Source organism: Methylobacterium sp. Ger2507 (assembly GCF_055231875.1).
In genome coordinates this window covers 1,897,644-1,919,121 of the sequence record NZ_JBUYVC010000001.1, presented here as the reverse complement: position 1 = coordinate 1,919,121, position 21,478 = coordinate 1,897,644, and the positions used below count along the sequence as shown (strand labels likewise).

Here is a 21,478-nt window from a genome sequence, read left to right as displayed (position 1 = left end):
AGTTAACGGTTGGCTAAGGTTGAGATTTCCCTTCCCCCGGCTCGGACAGCAATCCTGTGTCGGACCGGCCTCGTGGTCTGCCCGTCCGTCCTGCCGTACCGCCGAAGACGAAAAAGGCCCCGGTCGCGAGGACCGGGGCCTTCCGAACCGTGGGCTGAAGCGCCCGCGATCCTAGTAGTTGTAGGCGCGCTCGCCGTGATCGGCGATGTCGAGGCCTTCACGCTCCTCGTCCTGCGTGACGCGCAGGCCGATGGTGAGATCGACGAGCTTGTACAGGATGGCGGAGCCGATACCGGACCACAGGATGGTGAAGCCAACGGCCTTGACCTGGCTCATCACGGCGGCGCCGGTCTCGTAGGCGCCGACGGCGAGTTCACCGGGCTTGGAGGTGTAGTCCGGCAGACCGACGCCGCCGAACTCGGTGTTCACCAGGATACCGGTCGCGATGGCGCCGAGGATGCCACCGATGCAGTGGACGCCGAAGACGTCGAGCGAGTCGTCGTAGCCGAGCGCGTTCTTCACCGTGGAGCACATGATGAAGCAGACCGCGCCGGCGACGAGGCCGAGGACGATCGAGCCCATCGGGCCGGCGAAACCGGCGGCCGGCGTGACGGCGACGAGACCCGCGATGGCGCCCGAGAGCATGCCGAGCAGCGACGGCTTGCCCTTCAGCATCCACTCGACGAACAGCCAGGACAGGGCGGCGGCGGCCGTGGCCACGAAGGTGTTCAGCATCGCCATGGCGGCGGTGCCGTTGGACTCGAGGTTGGAGCCGGCGTTGAAGCCGAACCAGCCGACCCAGAGCAGCGAGGCGCCGATCGAGGTCATGGTCAGGGAGTGCGGGGCGAGCAGGTCACGGCCGTAGCCGATGCGCTTGCCGAGCATGAGGCAGCCGACGAAGCCAGCGATACCGGCGTTGATGTGCACCACGGTGCCGCCGGCGAAGTCGAGGGCGCCCCACTTGAACAGCAGGCCGGCATCGGCGTTCACGGCGTCGAGGGCGGCCTGAGCCGTTGCCTTCGAGGCGTCGTCGGTGGCGGCGGCCAGTGCCTTTGCGGCGTTGCCGACCGCATCCGGGCCGCCCCAGTACCAGACCATGTGGGCCATCGGGAAGTAGATCAGCGTGGTCCAGAGGATCATGAACACGACCAGCGCGGAGAACTTCATCCGCTCGGCGAAGGCGCCGACGATGAGGGCCGGGGTGATCATCGCGAACGTCATCTGGAAGCAGATGTAGACGTATTCGGGGATCACGACGCCGTTCGAGAAGGTGGCGACGGTGGAGTTCGCGTCGATGCCCTTCAGGAAGGCCTTGGACAGACCGCCGACGAAGTCGTTCAGGCCGCCGCCGTTGGTGAAGGCGAGGCTGTAGCCGAAGATCACGAACAGGAGGCTGGAGATGCAGGCGATGGCGAAGACCTGCGTCAGCACCGAGAGCATGTTCTTGGTGCGCACGAGACCGCCGTAGAACAGGGCCAGACCGGGCACGACCATCAGCAGCACCAGGGCGCTGGAGATGAGCATCCAGGCCGTGTCGCCCTTGTTCGGGACGGGCGCAGCGGTGGCGGCAGCGGTCATCGCCTCCGTCGTCGGGGTCTGCGCGAGGGATGGCTCGATGAACAGGAGGGCGAGCGCGGCGCCTCCCAGCCCGAGCGCCAGGGCATTGCGAAGCTTCATGGAAACGAGACTCCCGATCGCGGTGCGATGCTGATGTGAAGGATTGTGTCAGGGGCTGGCGGACGGAACCGTCCGGGTATGGCGTTGCCTCGGCGAGCGTCGCTCAGAGAGCGTCGACGTCGGTCTCGCCGGTGCGGATGCGGACCGCCTTCTCCAAGGGGACAACGAAGATCTTGCCGTCGCCGATCTGGCCCGTGCGGGCGGCCGCCGCGATCGCGTCGATGACGCTGCCCGTCAGGTCGGAGGCGACCGCGACCTCGATCTTCAGCTTGGGCAGGAAGCTCACCGCATACTCGGCCCCGCGATAGATCTCGGTGTGGCCTTTCTGACGGCCGTAGCCCTTCACCTCGGTCACGGTCAGGCCGTGAACGCCGATGCCGGTCAGAGCGTCGCGCACCTCCTCCAGCTTGAACGGCTTGATGATGGCCATCACGATTTTCATGGGCGACGCCCCTTTGGCTACGAGTGGATTTCGCGGATGGGAACTTGCGCGAGTGCGACCTTGCGCGAGTGCAAACCTGCATGACTGGAGGCCACGGGCCGGCGCACGCACGCGTCGCGACACGATCGACCCCGCCGGTACGCAGGGGCCGTTCCCGACCCATGCGCTCGACCACCCATATTCAAGGACTATGCCAGAGGAACTTTTTCGCTGAGCCTCGATCTGCCCAAGAAGTGTCCGCCGGCTGATTTAGGACGCGGCGTTTTTCCGGCCAAGTTTGCCCGCAAAGCAGGCATGTCGTTCACAGAATAGGCATAACCAGCAGAACAGAGGCAAAGACCTAGGCTGCAAGGTGCCTCAACCCTCGGCGCGGCGCGGCCGGATCATACCTTCCTGGGCCACCGAGGCGATCAGCGTGCCGTCTCGGGTGAAGATCTGACCGCGGGCGAAACCACGGGCCCCCTCGGCGCTGGGGCTGTCCTGGGCGTAGAGAAGCCAGTCGTCAGCCCGGAACGGCCGATGAAACCACAGGGCGTGGTCGAGGCTCGCCGACTGAATCTCAGGATCGAACACCGTCTGCCCGTGCGGGATCAGGGTGGCGTCGAGAAGCGTCATGTCTGACGCATAGGCGAGGACGGTGCGATGGATCGCCGGATCATCGGGCAGGCGGTCGACCGCGCGCATCCAGACATGGAAGCGCGGCTCGCGGGGTGACCGGCGCAGGTAGCGCTCGATCTCGACGGGTCGCAATTCGATCGGCCGCCGGCGTCCGAAATACGAGAGAATGGGAGCCGGGATGGTCAGGCCCTCGCGCGCGGCCTCGGCCGTGACGGCCGGCGCCTCGGGGACATCCTCCGGGGGCGGAACATCGGGCATGGTGGCCTGGTGGGCGGCACCCTCCTCGGCATCGTGATAGGACACCGACATGGCGAAGATCGCGCGCCCGTGCTGGTGCGCCACGACCCGCCGCGTGGCGAAGCTGCGGCCGTCACGGATGCGCTCGACCGCGTAGTCGATGGGCGCCTTCGGGTCACCGCCCAGGAGAAAATAGGCGTGCAGCGAGTGCGGCGGCCGGGTCTCCGGCACCGTGCGCGAGGCCGCGACGAGGGCCTGGGCCACGACCTGCCCACCGAAGACCCGGAACCAGCCGGTCTGCAGGCTCTCGCCCCGATAGAGATCGGGCTCCAGGCGCTTCAGGTCGAGGATGTCGAGGAGTTCGGTGACGATGCCTGCCATGCCGCTTCCCTGGTCGCCCGCGTGATCCTGTCGGGGAGATCGCCCCCGAGGATCATGGCCGACCCTTCACATGTGAACGATCGCGCTGGCAAGGTGCCCCGATGCATCCTGGACGCGACGCGGTGGGCTGTACCGACCACCGGGCGAGGCCCGCCGCAGCGGCGATAAGGTCCGGGCTGAAGGTCGGCCTCGTGCGTTGCCCCCGGCACCGAGGAGTGGCACTCCGGGCAGCGAGGATGTCGGGGGTTGCCATGGGCGGCGCGGGCGAATTCGAGGCGGGCATGATCCAGGCGGGCACGGTCGAAACGAGGAAGCGTGCGGACCAGCGCAGCGTGGTGATCGCCGGAGCCGGCATTCCCGGCCTGACGCTCGCCCTGGCGCTTGCGCGCGCCAACGGCCCCGCCGTGTCGGTCACCGTGTGCGATCCCGGCCTCGGCGCCGGCGCCGCCCGACATGCCGGTCGGGCCTATGCGGTCGCCGCTGGCGGGCGGCGCATGTTCGAGCGCCTGGGAATCTGGGACATCGCCAGCCGGTCTGCGCAGCCGATCCACGATATGGTGGTGAGCGACAGCCGCCTGTCCGACCCGGTCCGCCCGGTGTTCCTGACCTTCGCGCAGGATGCTGAGGCCGGCGCCCCCTTCGCCCACATGGTAGAGGCCGAGCCGTTGGTGGCGGCCCTGCTGGAGGCAGCCGCGGCCGCGGGCGTGGTCCTCGAACCCGTCGGCATCGTCGAGGCCGTCCCGGACGGCGCTCGCATCCGCCTGTCGCTCAGCGACGGCCGTTCGCGCGACGCCTCGCTCCTGGTGGCTGCCGACGGCGCGCGCTCGCGCCTGCGCGAAGCGGCCAAGATCGGCTGGGTGGGCTGGTCCTATCCACAGATGGGGCTCGTCGCCACCATCGGCCATGAGCGCGCTCACGAGGGTCGGGCCTACGAGCATTTCCTGCCGAGCGGTCCCTTCGCGATCCTGCCGCTGGTGGATGGCGGCACGCTCGGGCATCGCTCCTCCATCGTCTGGACCGAGCGCGCGGCCGATGTGCCGCCCCTGACCGGAGGCGGCCCGGAAGAGACCCTGGCCGAGATCGAGCGTCGCTTCGGGCTCAATCTGGGGCGGTTGGCGCTTGAGCGGGGACCGAGCGCGCATTCCCTCGCCTTCGGCCTCGCCCGCAGCTTCCGGGGCGAGCGCCTGGCGCTCCTCGGCGATGCCGCCCACGTCATCCACCCGATCGCCGGACAAGGCTTGAACCTCGGCCTCGCCGGCGCGGCTGTGCTGGCCGAGGCGATGACCGACGCCCTCCGCCTCGGCCTCGACCCCGGGAGCCCGGACGTGCTGAAGCGCTATGAGCGGGCGCGCCGCTTCGACACCCTGGCCATGGGGGCGGTGACGGACGGGCTGAACCGCCTGTTCTCGAATGACCTGCTGCCCCTGCGCCTGGCGCGCGACCTCGGCCTCGGCCTGGTCGACCGGCTGCCGGGGTTGAAGCGGCTGTTCATCGGCGAGGCCGCCGCGGCGCGGGGGACGCAGCCGCGCCTGCTGCGCGGCGAGGCCCTCTGACACAGCGAAACGGCGACCCTCCCGGTTTCGGGAAGATCGCCGCGTTGCCGACCCGTCAGCCGGGAAGACCGGCTTGGCCTCTCCGTCCTCGACTTTACTTGCCCTTGGCGGCCTTGCTGGCCTTCTCGCGCTCGATGCCTTCGAGGATCAGGCGGTGAGCTTCGTCCTTGCCGCCCCAGCGCTTGATCTTCACCCACTTGCCGGGCTCGAGATCCTTGTAGTGCTCGAAGAAGTGCTGGATCTGGTGGATCGTGATGTCGGGCAGGTCGGTGTAATCTTCGATGCGGTCGTAGCGCATGGTCAGATGGCGCGACGGTACCGCGATGATTTTCTCGTCCTCGCCGGAATTGTCCTCCATCACCAGCACGCCGATCGGGCGGGCGCTGATGATCGCGCCGGGTGCGATGGCGCGGGTATTGGCCACCAGCACGTCGCACGGATCGCCGTCGCCCGAGAGGGTGTGCGGGATGAAGCCGTAATTGCCCGGGTAGTGCATCGCCGTATAGAGAAAGCGGTCGACCACGAGGGCGCCGGCTTCCTTGTCCATCTCGTACTTGATCGGGTCGCCACCGATCGGCACCTCGATGATGACGTTCACGTCGTCCGGCGGGTTTTTCCCGATCGAGACCGCATCGATGATCATTTGTTAGCTCCCGGAAGCGCGGGCATTCCAGCCCCGTTGCGGCGTCTCATAAAGCCCTTCCGCCGCGAAGGAAATCGCACCTCCCCGAGGGCTCACAACGTTTGCACGAAATTGTCGGGTCCGGCCTCAGGGCCGGTCCGACGATCCGAAGCGCCGCCGCCACCACGCCGCCAGCCGCGCCCAGGTGCGCTCCAGCCAGCGCGCGGCATGCTCCAGGGGCACCTTGAGGGCCGGGACGTCCTGGCTCAGGAGCGCGAGGCCCAGCGGCAACATCCACAGACCCAGAACCGGCAGGATCGAGAAGATCCCGCCGAGGATGAACAGGATGGCGGCGCCGAGGCGGATCCAGAACCGAGACGGCTCACGCAGCCAATCCACCGCGCGACGCGCCCGGTCCGGCAGTTTCTCGCTCAGCGCCGTGACGCGCCTGTCCCAATCCGCCGGCGTCACGCTCATCCGCAGCCCCACTTCCCACCCGACGGTCCGGTCCGGGGAACGGATGCCGACCGGTCGCGACGGGGCGTCCCGCCGGTTCAGGTGAAGCGGAAACCGATTTTGGGCAGAACCGTTCCGGCCATCCGGTCGACGGCGCGGGCGATCTCGACACCGCCGAGCCCGCTGTAGAACGTCCGGGCGCGATCGTTCTCCTCCAGGGCCCAGACCCCGACCCGGGCGAGGCCATGGTCGGCGAGGTCGTTGGACACGGCCCGGAACAGGCGCCGGCCGAGTCCGAGGCCCTGGTAGGACGGGCGCACGTAGAGTTCGTCGATCTCTCCGGGGGCCTGAAGGGTTCGGCCGCGGGCCGGTCCATAGACCGCGTAGGCCACCAGCGCGTTCTCCCGCTCGACCACGACCAGCGGTCGGCTGCGCTGGGTAGCTCCGAGCCACCATTGCGAGCTGCGTTGCGAGATCATCCGCTCCAGTGCGACACCCGGGATGATGCCGCGATAGGCCTCGCGCCAGGTCTCGTCGAACAGGTCCGCCAGAAGGTCGACGTCGGCCGGGCGGGCGCGGCGGATGCTGATGGTGCTCGTACGCATGACGGGTCTCCGCGCGCGAAGAGACGAAAGACGGTTCGCATCGGTGTCGATCGCGCATCGGAGCCGACGATCCGGGCGAAGACAAGGCGGGCTCGGGCCTCGCAAGGTCGATGCCGATTCGCCCCCGCGATCCACCGCTCGTTTGCCGCGGCTGTCGCGCGCTGGTAGATCAGCCGCCTCGCACCTCCCCACCCTCCCCGCCTCTTCGGTCCCGCCGCCCCCGTGTTCAACCGCTTCCTTTCGTACGAGACCCGCTACGCCCGGCGCATGGCGCGGATCGCGCGCTTCGAGCGCCCGATTGCCGGCCCGGTGTCGCGCGCCAAGGCCTGGGCGAACATGCTGCTGGTGGACCACGGCGTGTTCCGCCTCGCCTATCTGAACCGGCACCGGATCGGACAGGGCAAGCTGTGGCGCTCGGCCCAGCCGAGCCCGCACCAGTTGGCTTGGTTCAAGCGCCAGGGCGTCCGCACGGTGATCTCGCTGCGAGGCGGGCGCGAGCACGGTTCGTGGCCGCTCCAGCGCGAGGCGTGCGAGCGCCAGGGCCTGACCCTGGTCGAATTCGTCCTGCGCTCTCGGGAGGCGCCGTCGCGGGAGACCATTCTGGCCGCGAAAGCGTTCTTCGACACTGTCGAGTACCCGGCGATCATGCACTGCAAGTCCGGTGCGGACCGCGCCGGCCTCGGCGCCGCCCTCTACCTCATCCTGCACGAGAACCTACCGGTGGCGGAGGCGATGGGCCAGCTCTCCGCACGCTACGGCCATTTTCGCTTCGCCAAGACCGGCATTCTCGATGCCTTCTTCACGCTCTACCGACGCGAGGGCGAGACGAAGGGCCTCGACTTCCTGACGTGGGTGGAGACGGTTTACGATCCGGAGGCGCTCACGCGCTCGTTCCGGCCGGGCTTCTGGTCCGATCTCGTGGTCGATCGGGTCATCAAGCGCGAATAGCGGTACGCAAAAACCCGCCGCGGCCATGCCGGGCGGGTTTCCAATCAAGGGCTTCAGAGAAACAAGGGGATCGACGATCCCCCGCACGTCAGGCGGCGAGACGGATCGCAGTTGCGGCATTCTCGTTGCTGGCGATGAATCGGCCGGACTTCGACAGCGGGCCGTTCTTCGGCGTCAGAGCGTCGGCGGCGTAGAACACCAGCGAGACGTTGAGGGCAATAGCGGCAACAACCAGAAGAGCGATCATCGGGGAGCTTCCCAGAGCGAGTGCGATGGACCTTATATGGCACCGCACCATTGTCCGTGGCATACCAAATCCAACACACCAGCCATGCACAGGGCTCAGCCACTGCACTGTTTCGTGATCTCAGGGTGACAAGATACGCCGCTCGTGCACAGTTCGCCCGCCACCGGCACAAGTCTCTCTATGAGAAGAGGCACGGTCTTTTCGCACTGCGGTCGTCAGTTGGCAGACAGGCTCTGAATCTCGGCCGCGAAGGACGGGGCGTCGGCCACTCGATCGCCGGTGAGAACCACCAGCGTCAGGATCAGGCCGAACACCGCAAGATAGACGACGGCGAAGAGGTCCCTGTCTTCCCGACCCGACAGCACGATGGCGGCGAATGGGACTGTCTGCAGGGTCAGTAAAGCCGGGATGTTCATGGCGTAGCTCGATTCCTGGCGAGACTCGGTTCATGGCGAAACTCGGTTCATGGCGGATCTCGAACCATCCACGGTATTCGTCCGCCTGGACGGACGGGATGACGCGTTCCGCCTACGCGGCTTTGCAGCGTCGGAGCGGGCGCCCGGGTCTCCGGAATTCGGCACCCGGGTGCCCGCGTGTCTCAGGCGGCCTGGATCGGACGGGCCGCGACCACCGGCACGGACGTCGGCTCCTCGCTCAACAAGCGCAGACGCAGCGGCTTCAAGACGAACAGCGCCAGGATCGCCGCCACCACATTGAGACCGATGATGATCGCGAACACCGCCGACCAGCCGTAGCGGGCGGAGATCACGCTGGCGATCGGCACCAGGAACGAGGCCGTCCCTTTCGCGGTGTAGAGCAGGCCGGCATTGGTGGTGGCGAATTTCGATCCGAAGGTGTCGCCGCAGGTGGCCGGGAACAGTGAGTAGATCTCCCCGAACACCCCGAAATACACCGCCGTGGCGAACACGAAGACGAGCGGCTGGGTACCGTAGGTCAGCAGGGTCACGATCGCCAGAGCGGCGATCGAGAAGGCGATGAACATGGTGTTTTCGCGCCCGAGATGATCCGAGACGAAGCCGAAGAACGGGCGTCCGAAGCCGTCGAAGATGCGGTCGAGGGAGATCGCGAAGGTCAGCGCCGCCATCTGTAGGCCGAACAGGCTGACGGGCACGTCCGCGACCTTGAAGTCGTGGGCGATCGGAGCGATCTGCGCCGCCGCCATCAGGCCGCCCGAAGCCACCATGACGAAGATGGCGTACATCAGCCAGAAGACGGGCGTGCGCACCACCTCGCGCGGGGTCCGGTCGACCCGGGTCTGGGGCAACCGGACGGTCTTGCGCTGCACCGGCGCCGCGAGGGACGGCTTGCGCAGGAGGAACGACAGAGCAACCACGATGGCACCCTGGCCGAGGCCGAAGGTCAGGAAGGCGTCCTGGTAGCCGGAGTCGCGGATCATGTTGGCGATGGGGATCACGGTAACAGCCGCACCGGCGCCGAAACCGGCCGCCGTGGCACCGGCAGCGAGCCCGCGCCGATGGGGAAACCACTTCAGAGCGTTGCCCACGCACGTGCCATAGACAGAGCCCGCCCCGATACCGCCGATGACGGCCGCCGCGTACAGCACGACGAGGGAATCCGCATGGGCATTGAGGAACCAAGACAGCGCGATCATCACGCCGCCGAAGCAGACCACGAGGCGCGGACCATAACGGTCGACGAACCAGGCCTCCACCGGCACGAGCCACGTCTCGGTAGCGACGAAAACCGTGAAAGCGAACTGGATCGCGGTACGACCCCAGTGAAACTTGGCATCGATCGGGTCGACGAAAAGAGTCCACCCGTACTGGAGGTTGGCGATCATCGCCATGCACAGCACGCCGAAGGCGAGTTGCCACCACTTGGCGGACGCTGGGTCCTGACGTTCCATCCCGGATTCCTTCTTGATCGGTTCTTGAACGACCGACCGGGACAGCATGCACCAAAATTCTTTGTATGCAATATACCAGGGATTAGATTATTAGTTTGCTCGTGTTGCGCGTTCCGGCGGGGCGCCTCACGGCTTCGTTGTGCACGATCCTGCACGACGGCAGGACATCCTGTGGTGTTTTAGGGCCTGCCGGCCCGGACGCTGCGGCGCGTCTCACGCTCCGCAGCGGTTTCCGAACGCGATCCAGGGACAGCGCTTCATCATGCTGCCGACGATGCGAACGCTACTCGGCGGCGACCCGGCTCGCCTCGCGGTAGGGATGGGCCGGATAGGTCCCGATGATGCGGACCTCGCGCGAGAAGTAGGCGAGTTCGGCCAGCGCGCGCGACAGGCCCGGCTCCTCCGGATGGCCATCGACCTCGGCATAGAACTGCGTCGCCGAGAACTGGCCCTCGACCATGTAGCTCTCGAGCTTCGACATGTTGACGCCGTTGGTGGCGAAGCCGCCGAGCGCCTTGTAGAGGGCCGCCGGGATGTTGCGGACCCGGAACACGAAGCTCGTGACGATGGGACCGGTTTCCGCCGCGACCGGCTCCGGCTCGGGCGAGAACACCACGAAGCGGGTGGTGTTGTGGCTTTCGTCCTCGACGTCGCGCTCCAGGATGTCGAGGCCGTAGACCTCGGCGGCGAGGGCCGGAGCCAGGGCGCCGCGCGTCCGATCGCCCGCCTCCGCCACCTCCCGCGCCGCCCCGGCGGTGTCGCCGGCGACGATGGCGCGGACCCCGAGGCGCCGGATGATCTTCCGGCACTGTCCGAGGGCGTGGACGTGGCTGTGCACGGTGCGGATGGTCTCGACCGGCGTCCCGGGCAGCACCATCAGCTGAAAATGGATCGGCAGGAAGTGCTCGGCCACGATGTGCAGGCCCGAGGTCGGGATGAGGTGGTGAATGTCGGCGACACGGCCCGCGATCGAATTCTCGATGGGGATCATCGCCCGGTCCGCCCGGCCCTCCTTCACCGCCGCGAAGGCGTCCTCGAAGGTCGGGCACGGCAGCGGCGTCCAGTCCGGATAGGCCTGGGCGCAGATGATATGGGAATTCGCGCCGGGCTCACCCTGGTAGGAGATGGTGTGGTGGGGCATGGCGGGCAGGTCTCTCGCGTGCGGTCAGTTCAGGCGGCGGGCCGACAGGATGGCGCGCGCCCGCTCCAGGTCGGCGGGGGTGTCGACACCGAGCGGCAGGTCGTCGACGATGATGGCATCGATTCGCATGCCGGCCTCGAGGGCGCGGAGCTGCTCCAGCTTTTCGCGGGTCTCGAGCTCGCCGGGCGGCAGCGCCATGAAGCGCGCGAGCGCCTTTCGGCGATACGCGTAGAGGCCGATGTGGTGATAGAGCGGCCCCTCCCCCCACGGCGCCGTGGCGCGGCTGAAATAAAGCGCCCGCAAGCGGCGCGTGCCGACGGTGTGGCCGATCAGCTTGACCACGTTGGGGTCGTGCCGCTCGGCCTCGTCGGTAATCACCGCGCAGAGGGTGGCGATGTCTACCGTACGGTCCATCAGCGGCAGGATCGCGGCCCCGATGATCCCGGGATCGATGGTCGGCAGGTCGCCCTGCACGTTCACCACGACATCGTGGTTGCCCTGCGGATCGATGATGTCCAGGGCCTCCGCCAAGCGGTCGGAGCCGGAGGGATGATCGGCCCGAGTCAGCACCGCGAGGCCGCCGACGGCCTCGATGGTCTCGACGATGGTCGGCGTATCGGTGGCGACCACGACCGGGCCGATGCCGGATTCGACGGCCCGGCGCCAGACATGCACGATCATCGGCTCGCCGGCGATGTCGGCCATCGGCTTGTTGGGCAGGCGGGTCGCGGCCATGCGCGCGGGAATGAGGACGATGGGATCGGACATCAGTGCAAGGTCCTGTTCCGGATGAGCCCGGTGCTTAACAGTGGCGGTACGCGATGTCATGCCGTGGCGCGCAGCGATGCCGTGGCGCGAAGCGCATCATCTCGCCTCGAACCCCGGATGCGGGAAACGGGCTTCGGGAACCCGTTCCGCACGACCGAGTCTCAACAAGTGAGGGATGGAGGCGACACCCAGGTCTCTGCGACTCCGCGAAGCGCGACTCCACCATTGTCAAGGTCGGGCCTCAGCAGTTAAGCACCCTCGAGCGTTTCCAAAGTCCGCCGCATCCACGCGCTGGACTTCGCCCTGAATTCTCCCCCTCAGGCCGGCCGCACCGGAGTTGTCGAGAATGGACTCTTTCGAGCTGAACAAGGTCGCGGGTGCCGCGCTGGGCGCGCTGCTGTTCGCCGTAGGGTCGGGCTTCGTTGCCGAACTGATCTATCACCCGAAGCCTGCCGGCAACGCTGGCTACGCGCTCCCCGAACCGCAGCCGAAGGCCGCCGGCGGTGGGGCACCCGAGGCGAAGGTCGAGCCTCTGCCGATCCGGCTCGCCAGCGCCACCGTCGACAAGGGACAGTCCGCGGCCAAGAAATGCGCCTCATGCCACAGCTTCGAGAAGGGTGGCCCCAACAAGGTCGGCCCCCATCTCTGGGGCGTGGTCGATCGCCAGCGGGCGCATGAGCCGGGCTTCGAATATTCGGCCGCGCTGAAGGAGAAGGGCGGCACCTGGACCTACGACGAACTCGACCATTTCCTGGCCAACCCGAAGGGTTACGTCCCCGGGACCAAGATGGCCTTCGCGGGCATCACCTCGCCGACCGAACGGGCCGACGTGATCGTCTATCTGCGCAGCCTTGCCGACACCCCGGCCCCATTGCCGGCTGCCGAGGCGAAGGCAGAGGGCGACAAGCCGGCAGAAGCCAAGCCAGCGGATAAGCCGGCCGATAAGCCGACCGAGGCCAAGCCTGCGCCGGATTCGAAGCCCGCCGCCGAGGTTCGTCGCGAGCAGACGCCGAAGCCCGCCGATGGCGCGAAGCCGACCGAAGATCAGAAGCCCGAGGTCAACAACCCGGCGACCGCCGCCCAGCCCACCGTCGCAGGCGAGAAGGCGAACCCGCCCGCCTCCGTGAAGCCGGCCGACGACACGCCGGTCGGGGCTGCCCCAGCCGCGCCGCCAGCACCGGCCGCGACCGTTCCGGCCGAGAAGCCCGCGCAGCAATAATCCCCGCAGATTGCGAGACGGGAGAAGGCCGGGCATCGCCCGGCCTTTTTTGTTTGCCGCCGTGCTCGCATCCATCCGAGAGGGTCACCGCTCGTCCTGCCGCACGGCCCCCCTGAGTGCTTCGCGCACGCGCCAACTTCTCCTGCGCGCACGCGCCAACTTCTCCTGCGCGCACGCGCCGGCTTGGCGTTCGCCGCCCGTCCGTCCTAGAACACCCGCCTGCCGTCGCCGGTGAGGCGATGGGACCGCGCCCCCGGAATCCGGAGACCGCCTGCCCGTGATGCGAACAGCCCTGATCGGACGCCTCCTCGCCGCCCTCGCCTTCCTGGCCCTGGGCCTGCCTGCCAGGGCCGAGCCCGATCCGCCGGCCGCCACGCCGAAGGGCGATTGGCTCCCCGCGATCACCCTGATGGGCGCGCCGAAATACGGCCCCGACTTCAAGCATTTCGAGTATGCCGACCCGAACGCCCCGAAGGGCGGTCTCGTGCGCCTTGGCGCCCAGGGCGGCTTCGACAATTTCAACTACGTCGTCTCGGGCCTGAAGGGCGATCTGGAAGGCGGCGTCCTTCAGATCTACGATACCCTGATGACGGAATCGGCCGACGAGCCGTTCACCTCCTATGGCCTCCTGGCCGACGGTGTGCGCCTCGCCGACGATCTCTCCTCGGTGTCGTATCGCCTTCGCGACGGGGCGAAGTGGCATGACGGCCAGCCGATCACGCCGGATGACGTGGTCTGGTCCTTCGACATCCTGAAGGCCAACAGCCCGTTCTATTCGGCCTATTATCAGACCGTGACCAAGGCGGCTGTCACCGGCCCGCGGGAAGTCACCTTCACCTTCTCGGAGGCGGGCAACCGCGAACTGCCGCAGGTGCTCGGCCAGCTCCGTGTGCTGCCCAAGCATTGGTGGACCGGCACGGATGCGCAGGGGAAACCGCGCGATCCGACGCAGACCACCCTGGAGATCCCCCTCGGCTCCGGCCCCTATCGCTTGGCAAAATTCGAGGCCGGGCGCAGCGCCACCTACGAACGGGTAGCGGATTACTGGGGCAAGGACCTGCCGGTGAACGTCGGCCGCAACAACTTCGGCACGATGCGCAACGAGTATTTTCGCGATGCCACCGTGCTGATCGAGGCTCTGAAGGGCGACCTGTTCGATTTCCGGGCCGAGAACATCGCCCGGAATTGGGCCACCGCCTACGACACCTTCCCGGCCGTGAAGGAGGGCCGCCTGATCAAGGAGGAATTCCCCGATCGCGGCAACGGCACCATGCAGGCCTTCGTGTTGAACACCCGCCGGGCGAAGTTCAGCGATCCGCGGGTGCGCCGGGCCTTCAACCTCGCGATGAACTTCGAGGAGATGAACCGGTCGCTGTTCTTCGGCCTCTACAAGCGCATCGACTCCTATTATTTCGGATCGGAGCTGGCGTCCTCGGGGCTCCCCCAGGGCGATGAGTTGGCGATTCTGGAGAGCGTCAAGGATAAGGTCCCAGCCTCGGTCTTCACCACCCCTTACACCAACCCGGTGAACGGCAGCCCGGAAGCCGTGCGGGCCAACCTGCGCGAGGCCGTCGGTCTGCTGAAGCAGGCGGGATACGAGCTGCGCAACGGCCAGATGACCGACGTGAAGAGCGGCGAACCGCTTACCGTCGAGTTTTTGGAATTCCAGAGCGTGTTCGAACGGGTCGTGCTGCCGTTCGCGGCGCAGCTGAAGCTGATCGGCATCAATAGCAGCCTGCGGGTGATCGACCAGGCTCAGTACCAGAACCGCCTGCGCGCCTTCGACTTCGACATCACCACGAGTTCCTGGCCGCAATCGCTGTCGCCGGGCAACGAGCAGCGCGAGTTCTGGGGCTCGGCCGCCGCCGACAAGCCCGGTTCGCGCAACCTCATCGGCATCAAGGACGCGGCCATCGATGCTCTGGTGGAGAAGGTGATCTTCGCCAAGGATCGGCCGGGTGTCCTCGCGGCGACGCATGCCCTCGACCGGGTGCTGCTGGCTCACAATTACGTGGTGCCGCAATGGGGCTCCAACGTCTCGCGCACCCTGCGCTGGAACCGTTTCGGCCATCCGGCGGTGCTGCCGAAATACGGTAGCTCGGGCTTCCCGGCGACGTGGTGGTACGACGAGGCACTGGCTGCGAAGACCGGGGCACCACGGTGAGCGTCGGCTGCCCGACCCGCCGCGCCGTTGTCGCGGGGGCCGGCGCCCTCGGGGTTTCCCTGGTGCTGCCGGCACCGGTCCGCGCAGCGGTCCGCACCAGTCATGGCCTGTCGAGCTTCGGCGACCTGAAATACCCTGCCGACTTCCCGAATTTCGACTACGTCAATCCGGATGCGCCGCGTGGCGGCCGGTTCTCGGCGCAACTCGCCTCCACCCTGGGCAACCAGGCCTCCGATACCTTCAACACCCTGAACATCTACGTCCTGCGCGGTGACGGCGCCGCCGGCATGAACCTGACCTTCGATTCCCTGATGGTGCGGGCGCTGGACGAGCCGGATGCGCTCTATGGCCTCCTCGCCCGCTCGGTGGAGATCTCAGAAGACGGCCTGACCTACCGCTTCGCCTTGCGGCCGCAGGCGCGTTTCCACGACGGCTCGCGCCTCACCGCCCACGACGTGGCGGCGTCGATGCGCCTCCTCAAGGAGAAGGGCCACCCCGAGATCGCGCAGGTGATCCGCGATCTCGACGAGGCGGTCGCCGAGGACGACGCCACGATCGTGCTCCGTTTTGCGAAAGGCCGCAGCCGCGACCTGCCGCTCTTCGTCGCCACCCTGCCGGTGTTCTCGGCGGCCTACTATGCCAAGCGCGATTTCGAGGCCTCCTCCCTGGAGCCGCCTCTCGGCTCGGGTCCCTATCAGGTCGGGCGCCTGGAGGCAGGCCGCTTCATCGAGCTGGAGCGGGTCAAGGACTATTGGGGCGCCGAGTTGCCGGTGAATGTCGGCCAGAACAATTTCGACGCCATCCGGTACGAGTATTTTCGCGACCGTCAGGTGGCCTTCGAGGCCTTCAAGGGCGGTGCCTTCACCTTCCGGGAGGAGTTCACCGCACGGGTCTGGGCCACGGGTTACGACTTCCCCGCCGCGCAGGAGGGCCGCGTCCGCAAGGAGGTGGTGCCGGATGCGCGGCCCTCGGGTACGCAGGGCTGGTGGATCAACACCCGCCGGGAGGCGTTTCGCGATCCCCGCATCCGGGAGGCGATCGGCCTGTGCTTCGACTTCAACTGGTCGAATGCCAACCTGATGTACGGCGCCTACCTGCGCACCGTCTCCTACTTCGAGAACTCTGAGCTGAAGGCCACCGGCCGGCCCGCGCCCGAGGAACTGGCCCTCCTCGATCCCTTGCGCGGCGATCTGCCGGCCGAGGTGTTCGGCGAGGCCTGGAGCCCACCCGCATCCGACGGCTCGGGCCAGGATCGCGCCCTCCTCAGCCGCGCCGTGGCGCTCCTGCGCGAGGCGGGCTGCACCCGAGACGGGGGAGTGGTCCGCCTGCCCTCCGGCAAGCCCCTGGAAATCGAGTTCCTCGACAACGACCCGGTGTTCCAGCCGGTGACGCAGCCATTCATCCGCAATCTCGGTCTGATCGGCATCCGCGCCAGCATCCGGCTGGTGGATCCGTCGCAATATCAGGCCCGCGTCAAGGATTTCGACTTCGATCTCACCGCCCGCCGATTCGGCAGCGGGCTGACGCCCGGTCCCGAACTGCGCGAAGCCTACGGATCGCGCAGCGCCGGCACACCGGGATCGAACAACCTGGCGGGCATCACCAGCCCGGCCATCGACGCGCTTATCGAGCGGGTGACGGAAGCGACCTCGCGCGCCGACATGGTCCACGCCGCGCGGGCCCTCGACCGGGTGCTGCGCTCCGGCCGCTACTGGGTGCCGATGTGGTACAAGGCCGATCACCGGCTGGCGCTGTGGGACGTCTACGGCCGGCCCGCCAAGGGGCCGACCTACGATCTCGGCGCGCCGGGCGTCTGGTGGTACGATGCCACCAAGGCGCGGCGCATCGGCCGAACCTGAGGATCCTCCCTTGCTCGGCTACATCCTGCGCCGCATCGCCCTGATGGTCCCGACCATCTTCGGGATCATGCTCATCACCTTCGTCATCGTGCAGTTCGCCCCAGGCGGGCCGGTGGAACGCGTGCTGGCGCAGTTGCAGGGGCAGAACGAAGGCAGCCTGTCGCGGGTCAGCGGCGGGGCCGGAGATCTCGGAGGCGCGGCGCGAAGTGCCGGAAGCGGCGACGCGAGCGCCCGCTATCGCGGCGCGCAGGGGCTCGACCCGGCCTTCATCAAGAAACTCGAGCAGCAATTCGGCTTCGACAAACCGGCCCCCGAGCGCTTCGCCAAGATGATCTGGGACTACGCCCGGTTCGATTTCGGCAACAGCTACTTTCGCGATGTATCGGTGCTGCAGCTCATCCGCGAACGCCTGCCGGTGTCGATCTCGCTCGGCTTGTGGATGACGCTGATCTCCTACGCGATCTCGATTCCACTCGGGATCCGCAAGGCCGTCCACGACGGCTCGCGCTTCGACCTCTGGACTTCGACCATCGTCATCATCGGCTATGCGATACCGAGCTTCCTGTTCGGCATCGCGCTGATCATTCTGTTCGCCGGCGGCTCGTTCGTGCAGATCTTCCCGATCCGGGGCTTGACCAGCGAGAACTTCGAATCCCTGAGCCTGTGGGGCAAAGCGGTCGATTACGCCTGGCACATGACGCTGCCGCTCACCGCCCTGGTGCTCGGCGCCTTTGCGACCTCGACCCTGCTGACCAAGAACTCCTTCCTCGACGAAATCCGCAAGCAATACGTGATCACCGCCCGGATGAAGGGTCTGTCCGAGCGCCGGGTGCTGTACGGGCACGTCTTCCGCAACGCCATGCTGATCGTCATCGCGGGCTTCCCGGCGGCCTTCATCTCGGCCTTCTTCACGGGATCGCTGCTGATCGAGACGATCTTCTCCCTCGACGGGCTCGGGCTGCTGTCCTTCACCTCGATCGTCGGGCGCGACTATCCGGTGGTGTTCGCGACCCTGTACATCTTTTCCCTGCTCGGGCTGGCGGTGAACCTGCTCTCCGACCTGATCTACACCTGGATCGACCCACGCATCGACTTCTCGGCCCGGGCGACGTGACCACCCTTCCTCTCGTCATCCGACACGAGCACCCCGGGGACGCAGACGCGATCGAGCGGCTTCATGCGCGTGCCTTCGGCCCCGGCCGCTTCGCCCGCACCGCCTATCGCCTGCGCGAGGGCACGCGGCCGGTGGCCGATCTGTGCTTCACCGCCCTGGTGGGCACCTACCTCGTCGGCTCGGTCCGGGTCGGCCCGGCCGAAGCCGTCGGTCCGCTCCTGGTGCTGGGGCCCCTCACCGTCGATCCGAGCTTCGAGGGGCGGGGTATCGGCGCCTCGCTGATGACGGCCTGTCTCGACGCGGCGACGGCAGCCGGCCACGGCCTCGTGATCCTCATCGGCGACGCACCGTATTACCGGCGCTTCGGTTTCGCGCCGATCCCGCCCGGGCGTCTCCTTCCGCCCTCCCCCGTCGATCCCGCGCGCTTCCTGTGGCGCGCATTGCGTCCAGGCGCGGCCGAGGCCGTCTCGGGGAACGTCACCGCCCTCCGGACGCGTTGACCCGTCTGACGCGGCCTTCGGCGTCGCAGGGAGTCGACGCGATGGATCACACCGGAATTCGGCACGACACGATCACGGCCAACGGCATCGCGCTCCACGTCGCGCGCCTCGGCCAGGGCCGGCCACTGGTGCTGTTGCATGGCTGGCCGGAATTCTGGCTGACCTGGGAGCCGGTGATGCGGCGCCTCGCCGACCGTTTCGAATGCATCGCACCGGATCTCCGCGGTTTCGGCGCCAGCGAGAAGCCGGATCCACTGCCGTCCGACAAGGCGGGCGCGGAGGTCCATGCCGCCGATGTGGTGGCGCTGCTCGACGCCCTCGGCCTCGACCGCGTCGGCATCGTCGGCCACGATGTCGGGGCCTCCGTGGTTCAGGCGCTGGCCCGGGCGGCCCCGGATCGGTTGACCGGGCTCTTCACCTTCAACTGCCCTTACCCGGGCATCGGTCCGCGCCTTGCGGCTCCCGGGATGCTCGCCGAAATCTGGTATCAGTCCTACCACGTGAAGCCGTTCGCGGCGGCGCAGGTCGGCGCCTCGCGCGAAGGCTGTCGGCTTTATATCGGTCACTTCCTGCGCCACTGGGCCGGCGGCAACCCATCCGCCTTCGACGCCGTGCTGGAGGCCTTCACGGACAACTTCCTCGCGCCCGGCAACCTCCAGGGCGGCTTCAACTGGTACGTCAGTTCACAGGCCGGCCGCCTGGCGATGATCCGGGGCGAGACGCCCGCATTGCCCCCGATCACGGTGCCGACCTGCGTCCGCTGGGGCGAGTCCGACCCGCTCTTTCCCTATGCCTGGACGGACCGCCTCGGCGAGACCTTTTCGGATCTCGACCTCGCACCGTTGCCCGGCGTGGGGCACTTTCCCCATCGCGAGGACCCCGACCGGGCCGCTGCCGAGATCGCCGGGTTTTTCGCGGGGCTGCCAGCGTGAGGCTTCACGCCGCCCGCCCGCGCCGGCCCTCCACCAGCCACATCGCCAGGACGGCGCCGGCCAGGGCGACGAGCGCCCAGAGGCCGAGCGCCAAGGGATAGACTTCGATGCCGCGGATGTTGGCGCTGTCGCTGGGGCGGAAGCCGATCCAGTCGGCGCCGCTGAGGCGGCCGCTGCGGACGGATTGCAGGCGCGGCACCACCGAGCCGCCGGCGGCATCGGCGATGCGGCGGATCGAGCCGCCGGTGCCCTCCGCGAGGGCCTTCAGCCGATCGGTGTCGCTGAACACGTCGGCGAGTTCGCGCGGGTTGGGTGGCCCAACACTGACGAAGGCGACGAGGCTGCCGGATCGGAGGGTATGGAGGCCGAGTTCGGTCGCCTCGAAGGTAGTGGAGAACAGCCCGGGCTCGCCCTGCATCAGCGTCAAGGTGCGCTGGCTGCCGGTCGGACCCGTGACGGTGACGGGCTCGGCCGTGTCGGCCATGGTCTGGCGCTCGACGCGGACCTCGCGACCGTGGCCCGTGGTCTGAGCCCGCAGGGCTTCTTCCTCCAGAGCCGGCTCCTTCATCAGCCAGTGGCCGAGGCGGCGCAGCAGGTCGAGATAGGGGCCCCCCTCCTGATATCCGCGTGCCCAGAGCCAGGCATGGTCCGAAGTGAGCAGGGCGACGCGACCCTTGTCCTCACGCGACAAGGCCAGCAACGGCAGGGCGTTCGGCCCCTGCAGGATCGGCTGAATGCCCGGCCTCACCTGCGTCGAGACGATACGGAGCCAGTCGCCCCAGGCCGGCGGCGAGGCTTCCGACCCCGGCAGGGCCCGGGTCACGGGATGGCGGTTTCCGATGTTCGTCAGCGCCGCCTTGTAGGGTTGCTCGATCACCCTCCCGTTCGGCTCGCCGGGCAGGATCGCGGCCAGCCGCGTGCGCGCGAGGCTGGCGGACGAGGCGAATTCGGGACCGGCGGCGATCAGCAGGGCCCCGCCCTCGCGGACGTAACGGACGATGTTGTCGAAATAGGCCGAAGGCAGCACGCTCTGGTTGGCGTAGCGGTCGAAGATGATGAGATCGAAATCCTTGATCTTCTGAACGAACAGCTCGCGCGTCGGGAAAGCGATCAGGGAGAGTTCGGAGATCGGCGTGCCGTCCTGCTTCTCGGGCGGCCGCAGAATGGTGAAGTGAACGAGATCGACGTTGGCGTCGGATTTCAGCAGGTTGCGCCAGGTACGCTCACCCTGGTGCGGCTCTCCCGAGACGAGGAGTACGCGCAGCTTCTCGCGGATGCCCTCGATGGGCAGGACCGCGCGGTTGTTGATGGTGGTCAGTTCGCCCGGCAGGGGCTCGACCTCGATCTCCACGACGTTCGGACCGCCATGCTCGATCCGCATGGTGAGGGAGAAGGGCTGGCCGGTAGGGAAGGTTCGGCGCCCGACCTCCTCGCCGTCGCGACGCACGGTGACGGCGGCGCTGCCGGTTCCACCGCGCTCCATCACCTCGGCCCGGATGGTGAGGTCGCGCCCGACGATGCCGAAGCGGGGCGCCTCGATCAGCTTGACCTGGCGGTCGCGCTCGTCCGGGTGGCCGGTGACGAGGACATGGAGGGGACCCTTGAGGCCCAGCGCCGCCACCGAGGCTGGAATGTCGTGCACGACGCCGTCCGTCAGCATCACGACGCCGGCCAGCCGTTCGGCTGGCACATCGGCCAGAGCCTGAGACAGGGCGGTGAACAGCCGGGTGCCTTCGTCGCCATCCTTGGCGTCGGGCACTTCGATGAAGCGCGGCTCGATGTTGGTGAGTGCCCCGAAACGGCGCTGCAATTCGGCCCGCACCGCATCGGTCATGGCCGGGCGATCACCGAGCGCCTGCGAACCCGAGCGGTCGACCACGATGGCGGCAATGTCCTTCACGGGCTCGCGATCCTCGCGCACCAGCGCGGGGTTGGCGATCGCCAGCAGCACCAGCGCGAGCGCCAGCGCCCGCAGAATCGCGACCCGGCCGCGGGCCAGGAACGCAAGACCGGCGAAGACCGCGACCAGGATGCCGAAACCGATCAGGACCGGCCAGGGCACGAGGGGCGTGAAGCTGAGGCTCAGCATAGGCGCGGGGCCTCCAGT

General features: G+C 67.8%; 20 protein-coding genes. 8 read left to right on the top strand and 12 right to left on the bottom strand.

The window, feature by feature from the left end; translation table 11 throughout:
- Positions 1–171 precede the first annotated feature (171 nt).
- From ACV7NL_RS08935 to tesB, 3 genes are all read right to left on the bottom strand, one after another.
- Positions 172–1,677 carry an ammonium transporter gene (locus ACV7NL_RS08935; RefSeq protein WP_056179840.1) on the bottom strand — a complete coding sequence of 502 codons (1,506 nt, stop codon included), beginning with the start codon at positions 1,675–1,677 and terminating at the stop codon, positions 172–174.
- A 103-nt stretch (positions 1,678–1,780) separates the two neighbouring features.
- Entirely contained in the window at positions 1,781–2,119 is a 339-nt protein-coding gene (locus ACV7NL_RS08930) for a P-II family nitrogen regulator (protein ID WP_056179837.1), read from the bottom strand.
- A gap of 357 nt (positions 2,120–2,476) precedes the next feature.
- Entirely contained in the window at positions 2,477–3,355 is an 879-nt protein-coding gene (gene tesB, locus ACV7NL_RS08925) for an acyl-CoA thioesterase II (protein ID WP_056179836.1), read from the bottom strand.
- Positions 3,356–3,636: 281 nt separating this feature from the next.
- Here tesB and ACV7NL_RS08920 point away from each other — a divergent pair, with 281 nt between their 5' ends.
- Complete coding sequence (locus tag ACV7NL_RS08920; protein ID WP_463357090.1) at positions 3,637–4,908, top strand: FAD-dependent monooxygenase; 1,272 nt, start codon at positions 3,637–3,639, stop codon at positions 4,906–4,908.
- 94 nt (positions 4,909–5,002) lie between these two features.
- Here ACV7NL_RS08920 and ppa read toward each other — a convergent pair whose 3' ends face one another.
- The 3 genes from ppa to ACV7NL_RS08905 form a co-directional block, all read right to left on the bottom strand.
- Entirely contained in the window at positions 5,003–5,551 is a 549-nt protein-coding gene (gene ppa, locus ACV7NL_RS08915; RefSeq protein WP_056179832.1) for an inorganic diphosphatase, read from the bottom strand.
- Positions 5,552–5,677: 126 nt separating this feature from the next.
- Positions 5,678–6,007, bottom strand: a complete 330-nt coding sequence (locus ACV7NL_RS08910) for a hypothetical protein (RefSeq protein WP_056179828.1) — start codon at positions 6,005–6,007, stop codon at positions 5,678–5,680.
- Between the two features lie 77 nt (positions 6,008–6,084).
- A complete protein-coding gene (locus ACV7NL_RS08905) occupies positions 6,085–6,591 on the bottom strand; it encodes an N-acetyltransferase family protein (RefSeq protein WP_463355447.1) in 507 nt (168 codons plus the stop codon).
- Positions 6,592–6,813: 222 nt separating this feature from the next.
- Between ACV7NL_RS08905 and ACV7NL_RS08900 the strand changes: the two genes are divergently transcribed.
- A complete protein-coding gene (locus ACV7NL_RS08900) occupies positions 6,814–7,539 on the top strand; it encodes a fused DSP-PTPase phosphatase/NAD kinase-like protein (protein ID WP_247635632.1) in 726 nt (241 codons plus the stop codon).
- An 88-nt stretch (positions 7,540–7,627) separates the two neighbouring features.
- Here ACV7NL_RS08900 and ACV7NL_RS08895 read toward each other — a convergent pair whose 3' ends face one another.
- The 5 genes from ACV7NL_RS08895 to ACV7NL_RS08875 all read right to left on the bottom strand — a co-directional run bounded on the left by ACV7NL_RS08895 (position 7,628) and on the right by ACV7NL_RS08875 (position 11,583).
- Positions 7,628–7,786: a hypothetical protein gene (locus ACV7NL_RS08895; RefSeq protein WP_463355446.1), complete on the bottom strand. Its 159-nt coding sequence runs from the start codon at positions 7,784–7,786 to the stop codon at positions 7,628–7,630.
- Between the two features lie 215 nt (positions 7,787–8,001).
- On the bottom strand, positions 8,002–8,202 hold the full coding sequence (locus tag ACV7NL_RS08890; RefSeq protein ID WP_247635554.1) for a hypothetical protein: 201 nt from the start codon (positions 8,200–8,202) through the stop codon (positions 8,002–8,004).
- Positions 8,203–8,384: 182 nt separating this feature from the next.
- Positions 8,385–9,674 carry an oxalate/formate MFS antiporter gene (gene oxlT / locus ACV7NL_RS08885; protein WP_463355445.1) on the bottom strand — a complete coding sequence of 430 codons (1,290 nt, stop codon included), beginning with the start codon at positions 9,672–9,674 and terminating at the stop codon, positions 8,385–8,387.
- A gap of 283 nt (positions 9,675–9,957) precedes the next feature.
- Positions 9,958–10,815 (bottom strand): prephenate dehydratase, encoded by an 858-nt coding sequence (locus ACV7NL_RS08880; RefSeq protein ID WP_463355444.1) that lies wholly within the window; start codon positions 10,813–10,815, stop codon positions 9,958–9,960.
- Between the two features lie 24 nt (positions 10,816–10,839).
- Entirely contained in the window at positions 10,840–11,583 is a 744-nt protein-coding gene (locus ACV7NL_RS08875; protein ID WP_463355443.1) for a 3-deoxy-manno-octulosonate cytidylyltransferase, read from the bottom strand.
- Positions 11,584–11,929: 346 nt separating this feature from the next.
- Between ACV7NL_RS08875 and ACV7NL_RS08870 the strand changes: the two genes are divergently transcribed.
- The 6 genes from ACV7NL_RS08870 to ACV7NL_RS08845 all read left to right on the top strand — a co-directional run bounded on the left by ACV7NL_RS08870 (position 11,930) and on the right by ACV7NL_RS08845 (position 19,371).
- The gene (locus ACV7NL_RS08870; protein ID WP_463355442.1) at positions 11,930–12,802 is read left to right on the top strand and encodes a c-type cytochrome; all 873 of its coding nucleotides are present in this window, start codon (positions 11,930–11,932) and stop codon (positions 12,800–12,802) included.
- 280 nt (positions 12,803–13,082) lie between these two features.
- Positions 13,083–14,966 carry an extracellular solute-binding protein gene (locus ACV7NL_RS08865; RefSeq protein ID WP_463357089.1) on the top strand — a complete coding sequence of 628 codons (1,884 nt, stop codon included), beginning with the start codon at positions 13,083–13,085 and terminating at the stop codon, positions 14,964–14,966.
- Entirely contained in the window at positions 14,963–16,825 is a 1,863-nt protein-coding gene (locus ACV7NL_RS08860) for an extracellular solute-binding protein (RefSeq protein WP_463357088.1), read from the top strand. Before ACV7NL_RS08865 ends, ACV7NL_RS08860 begins: the two co-directional genes overlap by 4 nt.
- A gap of 10 nt (positions 16,826–16,835) precedes the next feature.
- On the top strand, positions 16,836–17,939 hold the full coding sequence (locus ACV7NL_RS08855) for a microcin C ABC transporter permease YejB (RefSeq protein ID WP_056484367.1): 1,104 nt from the start codon (positions 16,836–16,838) through the stop codon (positions 17,937–17,939).
- Positions 17,936–18,439 (top strand): GNAT family N-acetyltransferase, encoded by a 504-nt coding sequence (locus ACV7NL_RS08850; RefSeq protein ID WP_056484360.1) that lies wholly within the window; start codon positions 17,936–17,938, stop codon positions 18,437–18,439. Before ACV7NL_RS08855 ends, ACV7NL_RS08850 begins: the two co-directional genes overlap by 4 nt.
- A gap of 41 nt (positions 18,440–18,480) precedes the next feature.
- Positions 18,481–19,371, top strand: coding sequence for an alpha/beta fold hydrolase (locus tag ACV7NL_RS08845; protein WP_463355441.1), 891 nt, complete (start codon positions 18,481–18,483; stop codon positions 19,369–19,371).
- A gap of 4 nt (positions 19,372–19,375) precedes the next feature.
- On the opposite strand, the gene ACV7NL_RS08840 is transcribed toward ACV7NL_RS08845, so the two are convergent.
- Positions 19,376–21,460, bottom strand: coding sequence for a hypothetical protein (locus ACV7NL_RS08840; RefSeq protein WP_463355440.1), 2,085 nt, complete (start codon positions 21,458–21,460; stop codon positions 19,376–19,378).
- Positions 21,461–21,478 lie beyond the last annotated feature (18 nt).